The following is a 12,504-nucleotide window of genomic DNA, read 5'->3' as shown; positions in this document are numbered from 1 at the left end:
GGGGGGGGGGGGGGGGGGGGGGGGGGCGCCCCCCCCCGCGGGGGGGGGGGGGGGGGGGGGGGGGGGCCCCCCCCCCGCGACCCAACCTGCCACCCACGCCACCATCCCCCACCCCCACCCGCATTCGCTGGCACAATCGTGGTCGACCACGGTTTCCCCACTGCCAGAGGATCGCCCCCATGCATGCTCGCCGTACCGTTGTTGTCGTCGCCGTTGCCGCCGCGTTTTCCGCCGGCATCGCCCAGGGTCAGACGCTGACCGTCCCGCAGGTTTCCCCATCCGTCGATAGCGCCTACGCCAGGCTGGAGGCCGCCCCCGTCTACCAGAAGCTGATGGCCGACGTGCGCGCCGACGACGCCCGCGCGCTGGCCGAACTGAAGACGATGACCGAGATCCCCGCGCCGCCGTTCAAGGAAAAGGCGCGCGCCGAATACTTCGTGGCCCGGCTCAAGGCGCTGGGGCTGTCGGACGCCCATATCGACGCCGAAGGCAACGCCATCGGCATCCGCAAGGGCACCGGCAACGGGCCCAGGCTGCTGGTATCGGCCCACCTGGACACGGTCTTCCCGGAAGGCACTGACGTTACCGTGAAGGCGCGCGACGGCAAGCTCTACGCGCCCGGCATCGGCGACGACACGCGCGGGCTGGCCGTGCTGCTCTCGTGGCTCAAGGTGCTCAACGATAACAACGTACGCACCGTGGGCGACCTGGTCTTCGTCGGCAACGTCGGCGAGGAGGAACTGGGCAACCTGCGCGGCATGAAGGCCGTGTTCCGCGACCATGCCGACATCGACGGCATGGTCGGCATCGAACCCGGCACCGGCGAGCGCGTGCTCACGCAGGGCACCGGCAGCCACCGCTACGAAGTCACGTTCAAGGGGCCGGGCGGCCACAGCTTCGGCGCGTTCGGCCTGCCCAGCGCGATCCATGCGATGGGCCGCGCCGTCAGCAAGATTGGCGATGTCCGCACGCCCACCGATCCCAAGACGACGTTCACGGTGGGCACCGTGGGCGGTGGCACGTCGGTCAACGCGATTGCCGGCGATGCCCGCATGGCCATCGACATCCGCTCCAACGGCACGCCTGCGCTGCTGGAGGCCGAAAAGCAGATCATGGACGCGATCGCCGCCGGCGTGGCCGACGAGAACGCGCGCTGGAAGCCCGCGCGCGGGCAGGAGATCACGTTCCAGACGCGCATGATCGGCGACCGGCCCGCCGGGCAGACGCCCACCGACGCCGTGATCGTGCAGTCGGCGGTGCGCGTGATCCGCAGCCGCGCCAAGGAAGCGCCCTCGCTGCGCGGCGGCAGCACCGACGCCAATGTGCCGATGTCGCTGGGCATCCCGGCCATCATCATCGGCAGCGGCGGCAAGTCGGGCGGCTCGCACTCGCGCGACGAATGGTTCGACCCCACCAACGCCTACGAAGGCGCGCAATGGGGCCTGACCACGGTGCTCGGCCTGGTGGGCGTCGACGGCGTGGCCGATCCGCTGCTGGCGCGCCGCGCGGCCCGCACGGCCGCCGCGCGCTGATCGCAACGGCCGGCTAGGCGGTCAGCGGAAAGTTGCGGTCGAACGTGGCCGCCACGTCCAGCCGCTGCTTCAGCAGCCCGGCCTGCAGGTAGAAGTCTGCGGTCTGCTGCTGGATGGCGACCACCTCGGCGTCGATGGCCTGCCAGCGTGTGCGGCGGCGCTCGAACTGCAACCGCGCAGCCTCGGGCGGAATGCCGATGATGCGCGCCAGCGTGGCCGAGAACTCGGGCACGTGCTGGTACGACCAGACCTGCGCGCGCACCACGCGCTGCAGGAAGTCGGCCAGCACGGCGCGCTTGGTGGCCAGCGCCGTGTCGGTGGCGGCCAGGTAGCTCAGGCCGGACCACAGGCCGCGCCCGCTGACCAGCACGCGCGCATGGCCGCTGGTCTCGGCCATGGCCGTATACGGCTCCCACGTGGCCCAGGCATCCACCGAGCCGTTGGTCAGCGCCAGCTTGGCATCGGCTGGCGGCAGGAAGCGGATGTCGGCGTCCTCGGGCTTCAGGCCGGCCGACGCCAGTGCCTTGAGCGTCACGAAATGGCCGATCGAGCCGCGATTGGTGCCGATGCGCTTGCCCTTCAGGTCGGCCGCGCTGCGCAGCGGCGAATCGGGCCGCACCAGCACGGCGGTGCCATACGGGTCTGACCGGTTGGCGCCGATCAGGCGGATGCGCGTGCCCGCCGCCAGCGCGAAGATCGCGGGCGCGTCGCCAATCGGCCCGCTGTCGACGGCGCCGGCGTTAAGCGCCTCGGCCAGCGGCGCGGCGGCCGGGAACTCGGTCCACTGGATGTCGTAGGTCAGGCCCTTGAGCGCATCGGCCGATTCCAGCAGCGCGCGCAGGCCGCCTTTCTGGTCGCCGGCCTTCAGCACCGGGCGGGGCTGGGCGTGCGCGGTGGGCAGGGCGCCGGCCAGCGCAACGGCGCTGGCGGCATGCAGGAACTGGCGGCGATCGATCGTCATGCGGGGCGGCAGTAAGGGTGACTGGAGCCCCGACCGTACGCCCGCCGCGCGCGAATCCCAACGAATGTTTTCGCAAGTCGTTATGCCCGGCCCCGGCCCGCACGCCTACGTGCGCGGCGCAGGCGCGTTCAGCGCGAACGCCGGCACGTCGTGCAGCGCCGCGACGATGGCGGCGATGTGCGGCCAGCGCTGCGCGACGTCAAAGCCCATGCGCCCGGCACCAATGGCCTGCGGGAACAGGTAGATGTCGGCCACGGTCGGCACGTCGCCCACCACGAAGCGCCCGGTGCGGCGCGCCGCCAGCCGTTCCTCGATCGCGCAGAAGCCCACGTCGACCCAGTGGCGCGCCCACGCGGCCACGCCCTCGGCGTCCATGCCGGGAATGGTCGACAGGCGAGCGGCCACGCGCGGCGGCAGCAGGGCGTGGATCTCCGCGGCAATCGACAGCGCAATGGCGCGCGCAAACGCGCGGTCCTCGGGGTCGGCCGGCAGCAGCGGCGGCGTGCGGTAGCGTTCGTCCAGGTATTCGATGATGGCCAGCGACTGGGTAATCAGCTCACCGGTGTCGGTCTGCAGCGCGGGCACCAGCCCCTGCGGGTTGATCGCGCGGTAGCGGGCCTGGCGTGACTCGGCCGCCTCGCCAAAGATCGTGACCGGCTCGATCTCGACCGCCAGGCCCTTGAGCGCCAGCGCGATCTTCACGCGCGACGTGGCCGATGACACCTCGTTGGCATAGAGCTTCATGATGTTCCTTCCGGGGCGGTCCCCGCTTGCAGTGGCGATGGCGCAAGCTTCGGGCGGCGGCGTATCGGCGATGTGTCGCGCACCGCCCGCGCGCGTATCGGCCTGTGGCGCCGCCGGGGCCAGATACACTGCGTGACAATGCAGCCTGCCCGGCGCGGTTGCATCGCCCGCCCGGTTGCGCTTCAATGGGCCCCTCGAAAACCTGCCCGATGCCATCATGGAATCCACGCCCGACACCCCGTCCCGCCCCGCGCTGCGCGCGCTGACCCCGCTGGAGGGCCGCGTGGTGGCCGTGCTGCTGGAAAAGCAGTTCACCGTGCCGGACACCTATCCGCTGTCGCTGAACGCGCTGGCCGCGGGATGCAACCAGAAGACGGCGCGCGCGCCGGTGATGAGCGTGACCGAGGACGAGATCCTGGCCGCCATCGATGGCCTGAAGTCGCTGAGCCTGGTCTTCGAGGGCAGCAGCAGCCGCGTGCCGCGCTTCGAACAGAACCTGGGCAAGGTGCTGGGCGTGCCGAGCCAGTCGGCGGCGCTGCTGTCCACGCTGCTGCTGCGTGGCCCCCAGACGGCCGCCGAACTGCGCCTGAACACGGCCCGGCTGCACGCGTTTGCCGATATCTCGTCGGTCGAGGCGTTCCTGGACGAACTGGCCGAACGTGCGCCCGCGCTGGTCGTGAAGCTGCCGCGCGCGCCCGGCGAGCGCGAGCACCGGTGGATGCACCTGCTGTGCGGCGACGTCAACGTGGCCGAACTGGCCGCGCCCTCGCGCGCCGACGCGGCGCCCGCGTCGCCGTCCGAGCTGGAAGCGCTGCGCATCGGCCATCGCGAACTGCAGGAAAAGGTGGCCCGGCTGCAGGCGCTGGTCGTGGAAATGGCCGGCCAGCTCGGCATCGAGATCGAACCGGGCCGGCTGGGCTGATTCGCCGGCCAGGCATGTAAGTGTTCGCTCTGCCTGCCCGCCAGGCGGCAGGGCGGGCAGGCCGGCCAGGACCCCGGTCCGGGCGTCCCGCCCACCGGGCAACCCGCCGGCGCCCGATGCCACGTCCGAAACGTGACATCATCGGCCCCGATCCCGTCCGATGCCGGCATGATCGGCACATTCCGGCGATCCGGGCCTAAAGATCGCCACATCGGGGCCGTTATTCCCGCTGCCCCCCTCATTCCTGAAACAGGCACCTGTTTCCCCGCCTTTTCCCCCCAATGCCGTGACCCCCGGGCTTTGATAATCCTCGGTGACGAAGTGCCGCCCGCGCGCTTTGCACTGGAGCATTCATGTCCGAGGAAAGCGATCTCGAAAAAACCGAACCCGCCTCACCCCGGCGCCTGGAAAAGGCGCGCGAGGAGGGGCAGGTGGTGCGTTCGCGCGAACTCGGCACGTTCGTGATGCTGATGACCGGCGTGCTGGGGCTCTGGACGCTGGGCGGCCCGCTGGGCCGCAAGCTGAACGGGGTGATGCAGGCCAGCCTGGCGTTCGAGCCGGCCACGGCCTTCGACCCCAACCGCATGCTGTCGCAGTTCGCCATCGCCATCTGGGACAGCCTGCTGGCCTTCATGCCGCTGCTGCTGATGTTTGGCGTGGCCGCGCTGGTGGCCCCGCTGGCGCTGGGCGGCTGGCTGTTCTCGACCAAGTCGTTCGCGCCCAATTTCTCGCGCCTGTCGCCGCTGGAGGGGCTGGGCCGGATGTTCTCGTCGCAGTCGCTGGCGGAACTGGTCAAGGCCATCGCCAAGTCGGTGCTGGTGGGCGGCGTGGGCGCGTGGATGGTGTGGCGCGAGCTGCCAGAGGCTATCGCGCTGATGAACGCCCCGGTCAACGAGGCCATGCTGCGCATGATGGACATGGTGCTGTACGTGTGCGGCATCGTGGCCGGATCGCTGATCCTGGTGGCGGCGCTCGACACGCCGTGGCAGCTCTGGACGTTCTACAAGAAGCTCCGCATGACCAAGGAAGAGGTCAAGCAGGAGATGAAGGAAACCGACGGCGACCCGCACATCAAGGCGCGCATCCGCCAGCAGCAGCGGGCCATGGCCCGGCGCCGGATGATGGCCGAGGTGCCCAAGGCCGACGTCGTGGTGACCAACCCCACGCACTTCGCCGTGGCGCTGCGCTACGACGAAGGCGCGCGCTGGAACGCGCCGCGCGTGGTGGCCAAGGGCGCCGACGAGGTGGCGGCCCGCATCCGCGAACTGGCCCGCGAAAACCGCGTGCCGGTGCTGTCGGCACCGCCGCTGGCCCGCGCGCTGCACCGCCACGTGGAAATCGGCCACGAGATCCCGGCCGGCCTGTACACGGCCGTCGCCGAGATCCTCGCCTGGGTTTATCAATTGAAGAACTGGCACTACAGCTATGGTCCGCAGCCCGATTCGCCGACCGACCTGCTGGTGCCGGATGAACTAGCCGTACCGGAAAGCCGCGCATGAACGCCCTGACCAACCTATTCAACATGCCCGCACTGCGGGGTGGCGCCCAGATGAAGGCGCTGGCTGGCCCGCTGCTGATCGTCATGATCCTCGGCATGATGATCCTGCCGCTGCCGGCGTTCATCCTGGACCTGCTGTTCACGTTCAACATCGCGCTGTCGATCATGGTGCTGCTGGTGGGCATGTACACGCAGCGCCCGCTGGATTTCGCGGCGTTCCCGGCCGTGCTGCTGTTCTCCACGCTGCTGCGCCTGTCGCTGAACGTGGCGTCGACCCGCGTGGTGCTGCTGGAAGGCCATACCGGCCCCGACGCGGCCGGCAAGGTGATCGAGGCGTTCGGCCACTTCCTGGTGGGCGGCAACTTTGCGGTCGGTATCGTGGTGTTCGCCATCCTGGTCGTCATCAACTTCATGGTGATTACCAAGGGCGCGGGCCGTATCGCCGAAGTCGGCGCGCGCTTCATGCTCGACGCCATGCCCGGCAAGCAGATGGCCATCGACGCCGACCTGAACGCGGGCCTGATCAACGAGGAAGGCGCCCGCAAGCGCCGGTCCGAGGTGGCGCAGGAATCGGACTTCTACGGCGCCATGGACGGTGCGTCGAAGTTCGTGCGCGGCGACGCCATCGCCGGCCTGCTGATCATGTTCATCAACGTGGCCGCCGGCATGGTCGTGGGCATGGTCCAGCACGACCTGGACTTCGGCACGGCCGTCCACAACTACACGCTGCTGACGATTGGCGACGGCCTGGTGGCCCAGATCCCCGCGCTGGTGATCTCCACGGCCGCCGGTGTGATCGTGTCGCGCGTGTCGAACGAGCAGGACGTTGGCCAGCAGCTGACCGGCCAGTTGTTCTCTGACCCGCGCGTGATGTTCATCACCGCCGGCATCATCGGCACGATGGGCCTGATCCCGGGCATGCCGCACTTTGCCTTCCTGCTGCTGGCCGGCGCGCTGATCTGGTTTGGCCGCTACATGATGCGCCGCGAGGTCAAGGCGACCGAGTCCAAGGCCAGCGAGGAACGCAGCCCGGCCGTGCAGGCCGAGGTGGCCGAAGCCACGTGGGAAGACGTCACGATGGTCGACCCGCTGGGCATGGAAGTGGGCTACCGCCTGATCACGCTGGTGGACCGCGGCCAGAACGGCGAGCTGCTGGGCCGCATCAAGAGCATCCGCAAGAAGATCGCGCAGGACATCGGCTTCCTGGTGCCGGTGGTGCACATCCGCGACAACCTGGAACTGAAGCCCAACGCCTACCGCATCACGCTCAAGGGCGTGGAGATCGGCAGCGGCGAGGCCAACCCCGGCCAGTGGATGGCGATCAACCCCGGGCAGGTCACCGGCACGCTGCCGGGCGCCGCCACGCGCGACCCCGCGTTCGGCCTGCCGGCCGTGTGGATCGACGCCGCGCTCAAGGAGCAGGCCCAGGCATACGGCTACACGGTGGTGGACGCCAGCACCGTGGTGGCCACGCACCTGAACCACCTGATCCAGATGCACGCATCGGAACTGCTGGGCCGCCAGGAAGTGCAGGCGCTGCTGGACCGCATCGGCAAGGAAGCGCCCAAGCTGACCGAAGACCTGGTGCCCAAGACGATCTCGCTGACCGGCTTGCAGAAGGTGCTGCAGAACCTGCTGGACGAAGGCGTGGCGATCCGCGACATGCGCACGGTGCTGGACGTGGTGGCCGAGAACGCGCCGAAGATCAACGACCCGGCCGAGCTGACCACGCTGGTGCGCGTGGCCCTGGGCCGCGCCATCACGCAGCAGCTCTTCCCGAACAACGCCGACATGCAGGTGATCGGCCTGGACGCCGGCCTGGAGCGCGTGCTGACGCAGGCGCTGGCCAACGGCGGCGGCATCGAACCGGGCCTGGCCGATGCACTGCTGCAGCAGGCGCAGGGCGCCGTGGCCCGCCAGGAACAACTGGGGCTGGACCCGGTGCTGCTGGTGCCGCCGCCGATGCGCCCGCTGATGGCCCGCTTCCTGCGCCGCACGCTGCCCCAGCTGAAAGTGCTGTCGCATGCCGAGGTACCGGACAACCGCAACATTCGCATCACCGCCATGATCGGCGGCGCAGCGTGAGGACTGAACGATGAGCGTGGCAAAGTTTGTGGCGGCCAACGGCCGCGAAGCGATGCGCAAGGTGCGCGAGGCCATGGGCCCCGACGCCGTGGTGCTCTCCAACCGCACCATCGAGGGCGGCGTGGAAATCGTGGCAATGCGCGATACCGACCTGGGTTCGGTCAGCGCCAGCGCCCAGCTCTACGAGCCGGCCGCGCTGGCGTCGCCGGCGCCGCTGCCGATGCTGCAGGCGCTGCACGATGCCTACCCGTCGCAGCCGGCCACCATCCTGGCGCCGACGCCCGACGCCTTCGCAGCCATGCCGCCGGCCCACGCCGGCCAGGGCGACGCGATGCTCGGCGACCTGCGCGGTGAACTGGCGTCGATGCGCTCGCTGCTGGAGCGCCAGTTCGCCGGCCTGTCGCAGGGCGGCAATGGCGTGGCCGCCGGCGATCCGCTGCGCGAGTCGCTGTTCGAATGGATGGTGAACGCCGGGTTCTCGGGCCAGCTTTCGCGCACGCTGCTGTCGCGCCTGCCCGTGGGCACCGACCGCCCGGCCGCGATGGCCTGGATCCGCCAGGAACTGGCCAGCAAGGTGCCGGTACTGGCCGACGAGGACGCGCTGTTCGCGCAGGGCGGCGTGCTGGCGCTGATCGGCCCGACCGGCGTGGGCAAGACCACCACCACCGCCAAGCTGGCGGCCCGCTTCGTGCTGCGCCACGGCCCGCAAAGCCTGGCCCTGCTGACGACCGACCGCTTCCGGATCGGCGCGCACGAGCAGCTTCGCATCTACGGCGACATCCTCGGCGTGCCCGTGCACGCGGTCAAGGATGCCGCGGACCTGCGCTTTGCGCTGTCGGCCATGAAGGACAAGCACCTCGTGATCATCGACACGGTGGGCATGAGCCAGCGCGACCGCAGCCTGTCGGACCAGATCGCCATGCTGGCCGGCGTGCAGATGCCGATGCAGCGCGTGCTGCTGCTGAACGGCGCCGCGCACGGCGACACGCTCAACGAGGTGGTGCACGCCTACCGCAACGACGCCGCCGGCGCCGCTGGCGGCATCGACGGCTGCATCATCAGCAAGCTCGACGAAGCCACGCACCTGGGGTCCGTGCTGGACGTGGTGATCCGCCACCGGCTGCCGGTGTTCTACGCCTCCACCGGCCAGCGCGTGCCCGAGCATCTGGAACTCGCCCAGGCCGGTGCGCTCGTGGAGCGGGCATTCCTGACGCCGCGCCGCGGCTCGCTGTTCAATGACGCCGACGTGGCGCGCCGCCAGGCGGGGGCTGCCGAAGCCGCCACGCCGCGCCAGGCCGACCGCAACGGCGGCGCCGACGACGTGCTGCGCTCGCTGACCGACAGCGCCAACGCCGTGGGCGTCTGCGTGGAAGAACTGAGCGGCCCGCAGTACGGCTTCGACCTGGCTCGCCAGCTCTGGCAGCAGCGTGCCGGCGGCGCGTCGGCGCTGCGTCCGATGGTGCAGCAGGTGCGCCTGGCCATGTGCCGCGACGCCAGCCGCGCGTGCGACCGCTACGTGCTGAACGTGACGCAGAACGTCGCGCAGACCGTGCAGGGCCGCCGCGCCCCGCAGATGATGCAGCACACGCTGTGGCTGGCCGACCGCGACGGCATGCCGCTGGCCAGCACGGTGGTGTCCGCCGTGCGCGCCCGCCATTCGCTGTCGGAAGCCGAGGCCGATGCCGAAGCCGCCACGGTGCGCGCCACGCTGGCCGCCGCCCGCACGGTGGTGAACCTGAACAGCTCGCTGCCCACGCCCGCCACGCTGGCACGCTGGCAGCAGACGGGCGAACGCTGGATCGCCGGCGCGCGCAAGACCATGCGCGTAATCGCCGACGGCGCCGCCAACAAGCTCGACACGGTGGCCGACACGCTGACGTTCCACGCCATCGGCGACGTGACGTACCGCGACCGCGCCGCCGCGCACTGGCTGGCCCACGGGCTGGTCCGCATTCCGGACGGCCAGGTGCGTGCCGCCGCGCGTGGCAAGGGCCATGCCGGCGAGAGCGGCACCGAAGCCTGCCTGGTGGTGTCCCGCCTGGTCGACCACGAGACCGGCGACACGCTGTCGGTCGAATACACGCTGTGCGATCCGGCACTGGCCGACGACGCCGCACAGGTGGCGCGCTGGTCGCAATGGACGCTGGCGGCCGAGGAACAGTTCCGCACGCTGCGCCACGCGATCGAGCATTTCGCGCAGGACGGTGACGCGGATGCGGCGCCGTGCGAAGGCATGGTGTCGCTGCAACTGGGCCTGACCGCGCTGCGCCTGCAGCATACGCCCACGCCGACCGCGCCGGCCTTCCTGTCGCGCCTGGCTGGCCGGGCTTCCGCCCGCGTGAACGCTCCGGTGGCCGGCGCCGTGCTCAACGAAGGCATGGGCCGCCTGCTGGCGCTGCTGGACGTGCTGGAGAACTATCCGGGCCGCGGCGCCGCGCCGGCGCCCGCGCTGCACGACGACGTGCCCGAATCGGCCACGTCCGCCATGCAGGCCATGGCCGCCATGGAAGCCACGCAAGCCATGCCGCAACTCGCGGCCGCCGGGGAGTAAGCCTTGAACCTGATGGGCTCCGATCAGGCCGAAAGCCTGCGCCGCTTGCTGGCGCCGCGCGTGACGCGCCGCATCGCCGTGGTGGGTGCCGAGCCGGGCGTGGGCGCCACGACCGTGGCGCTGGGCCTGGCCAACGCGCTAGCGATGCAGGGCGAGCGTGTGCTGCTGGTGGACGAGGACCGCTACGGCGCGCGCGCCATGCGGCTGGCAGGTGCCGCCCCGGCCGCGACGCTGGCCGACGTGCTCGACGGCCGCGCGCCGTTCGCGGCGGCGGTGGGCACGCGGCCTGCCACCGGCATTGCCGTGCTGCAGGCCGGCCATCCGCCGGTTGGCATGTTGCCGGCCGAGCCGGTGCTGGCCGCGCGGCTGCCCGACGTGCGCTCGCTGCTGGTGGACGCCCGCCGCGACGCCACGGGCGCGCTGTCGGTGCTGGCCGGGCAGTCGCACAACTTCGTGATCGTCATGCGGCCCGAGGCCACGTCGATCACGGCCGCCTATGCCTGCATCAAGCGGCTGCATCACGAATACGCATGCCGTCACTTCCAGCTCGTCGTCAACCTGGCGGCCGCGGAGGGGACGGTCACGGCGCTCGCGCGCAACCTGGCCCGCACGGCGAGCCAGTACCTGGGCGTGGAGGCCAGCCTGGCAGGGTATCTGCCGATGGATCCGCTGGTGGCGCGTGCGCTCCAGCTGGGGCGGTGCGTGGTGGAGGCGTATCCCGCCGCCACGGCCACCGGTGCGTTGCGGCACATCGCCAGCCGTATCGGCGCATGGCCGCTGCGCCAGGAAGCAGCGCCCCTGGGCACGGCTCCGGCCGTGCCCGCATGACCTCGCAAAGAACAAGAAGTCCCGACAAGACCGGAAACTCAGCCTGCCAGACGCCGACTCCCAGTAACAGCCGGCTTTGGCAAACACAGAAAGCATTTAACGAGAGTTCCACCATGTACACGATTCAGGGAAAGCTCGAGCAGGCGGACGTGGTCAAGTCGCACGCGCCACTGGTGCGGCGCATCGCGCTGCAACTGGCGGCCAAGCTGCCCGCCAGCGTACAGATCGACGACCTGATACAGGCCGGCATGATCGGCCTGCTCGACGCCGCCAAGCGCTACGAAGACAACCATGGCGCGCGGTTCGAGACCTACGCCAGCCAGCGCATCCGGGGTGCCATGCTCGACGAGGTGCGCGCCAACGACTGGCAATCGCGCAGCCTGCGGCAGTTCACGCGCAAGATCGAGCGCACGCAGCGCCAGCTGGAGCAGAAGCTGGGCCGCACGCCGATCGACTCCGAGGTGGCCAAGGAGCTGGAGATGCCGCTTGAGGAGTACCAGGAGCTGCTCAACGAGGTCTACGGCTGCCAGCTGCTGCACTACGAGGATTTCGAGCGCTCGGGCGAGGAAGACTTCCTGGACCGCCACCTTGGCGTTACCGACGATGCCAACCCGCTGACGGTGCTGATGGAATCGGGCATGCGCGAGGCGCTGATCCGCGCCATCGACAAGCTGCCGGAGCGCGAGAAGCTGGTGCTGTCGCTGTGCTACGACCAGGAACTGAACCTGCGCGAAATCGGCGCGGTGCTGGAAGTGACCGAGTCGCGCGTGTGCCAGATCCGCAGCCAGGCCATCGCGCGCCTGCGCACCCAGTTGCGCGGAATGCTGTGATGCGGCGCGTACTGATCCTTGCCGCGCTCTGGGCAATGGGCCAGGCCGCGTCCCACGCGCAGACGCCGGCGCCCGTGTTCACCCGGGCCAACTACGAGATCGCCGGGTCGCGCTTTGCGTGGACGGCGTCGTCGATGGGCCCGCAGATCGCCAGCAAGGGCCAGCGCGCGCTGTCGGCGCCGATCATGCCGCTGGCGACGATGCCGCAGGCCATGGGCCGCATCACGTCGGTGCGCTGGCGCTACAGCTTTACCCGCACGCCGCCGGTGGACCTGCAGGCCTACCTGTGCAACGCCGACCGCTGCGTGATGCTGCCGGGCGCCGAGGGCCGCACCGACGCCTTCGTGGGCGACGATGCCTCCAAGGGCTTCGTGTTTGCCTATCGCATCCCTGGCCAGGGCGGGCTCGCCCCGATGCTCCAGGGCCGCAGCAACGAGGTCACCGTCAACTACCGCTGACCCGCCGCCGGGCCCCCCGCCGGCCCAGCAGACGGTCATCGGACGCCACATCCGGCGCCCGGTGGCACGCTTCCTGCGCTTTCCCCGCCCAGCAA

General features: G+C 70.4%; 10 protein-coding genes. 8 read left to right on the top strand and 2 right to left on the bottom strand.

Annotated features, from left to right (window positions below):
* Positions 1 to 179: 179 nt before the first annotated feature.
* Positions 180 to 1,532, top strand: coding sequence for a M20/M25/M40 family metallo-hydrolase (locus tag QTN24_RS24295; protein ID WP_313840154.1), 1,353 nt, complete (start codon positions 180 to 182; stop codon positions 1,530 to 1,532).
* Positions 1,533 to 1,545: 13 nt separating this feature from the next.
* On the opposite strand, the gene QTN24_RS24290 is transcribed toward QTN24_RS24295, so the two are convergent.
* Together QTN24_RS24290 and maiA are read right to left on the bottom strand one after the other, a co-directional pair.
* On the bottom strand, positions 1,546 to 2,493 hold the full coding sequence (locus QTN24_RS24290) for an ABC transporter substrate-binding protein (RefSeq protein WP_313840153.1): 948 nt from the start codon (positions 2,491 to 2,493) through the stop codon (positions 1,546 to 1,548).
* A gap of 105 nt (positions 2,494 to 2,598) precedes the next feature.
* Entirely contained in the window at positions 2,599 to 3,237 is a 639-nt protein-coding gene (maiA, locus tag QTN24_RS24285) for a maleylacetoacetate isomerase (protein WP_313840152.1), read from the bottom strand.
* Between the two features lie 217 nt (positions 3,238 to 3,454).
* On the opposite strand from maiA, the gene QTN24_RS24280 reads away from it, so the two are divergent.
* The 7 genes from QTN24_RS24280 to QTN24_RS24250 all read left to right on the top strand — a co-directional run bounded on the left by QTN24_RS24280 (position 3,455) and on the right by QTN24_RS24250 (position 12,409).
* Positions 3,455 to 4,159, top strand: a complete 705-nt coding sequence (locus QTN24_RS24280) for a YceH family protein (protein WP_313840151.1) — start codon at positions 3,455 to 3,457, stop codon at positions 4,157 to 4,159.
* A gap of 353 nt (positions 4,160 to 4,512) precedes the next feature.
* Positions 4,513 to 5,658: a flagellar biosynthesis protein FlhB gene (gene flhB, locus QTN24_RS24275; protein ID WP_124685967.1), complete on the top strand. Its 1,146-nt coding sequence runs from the start codon at positions 4,513 to 4,515 to the stop codon at positions 5,656 to 5,658.
* Entirely contained in the window at positions 5,655 to 7,742 is a 2,088-nt protein-coding gene (gene flhA, locus QTN24_RS24270; protein ID WP_124685968.1) for a flagellar biosynthesis protein FlhA, read from the top strand. The genes flhB and flhA overlap by 4 nt, the downstream gene beginning before the upstream one ends.
* A gap of 10 nt (positions 7,743 to 7,752) precedes the next feature.
* Positions 7,753 to 10,293 (top strand): flagellar biosynthesis protein FlhF, encoded by a 2,541-nt coding sequence (gene flhF / locus QTN24_RS24265; protein WP_313840150.1) that lies wholly within the window; start codon positions 7,753 to 7,755, stop codon positions 10,291 to 10,293.
* A gap of 12 nt (positions 10,294 to 10,305) precedes the next feature.
* Positions 10,306 to 11,121 (top strand): AAA family ATPase, encoded by an 816-nt coding sequence (locus tag QTN24_RS24260; protein ID WP_313840156.1) that lies wholly within the window; start codon positions 10,306 to 10,308, stop codon positions 11,119 to 11,121.
* A gap of 113 nt (positions 11,122 to 11,234) precedes the next feature.
* Positions 11,235 to 11,951 (top strand): RNA polymerase sigma factor FliA, encoded by a 717-nt coding sequence (locus QTN24_RS24255; protein ID WP_124685970.1) that lies wholly within the window; start codon positions 11,235 to 11,237, stop codon positions 11,949 to 11,951.
* A complete protein-coding gene (locus QTN24_RS24250) occupies positions 11,951 to 12,409 on the top strand; it encodes a flagellar protein FlhE (RefSeq protein ID WP_409559081.1) in 459 nt (152 codons plus the stop codon). Before QTN24_RS24255 ends, QTN24_RS24250 begins: the two co-directional genes overlap by 1 nt.
* The last annotated feature ends 95 nt before the right edge of the window (positions 12,410 to 12,504 follow it).

The sequence above is a fragment of the Cupriavidus sp. SZY C1 genome, assembly GCF_032190535.1.
Classification (GTDB): Bacteria; Pseudomonadota; Gammaproteobacteria; order Burkholderiales; family Burkholderiaceae; genus Cupriavidus; species Cupriavidus pauculus_C.
The sequence above is the reverse complement of the archived record's forward strand: the minus strand, read 5'-3'. Positions and strand labels throughout refer to the sequence as shown.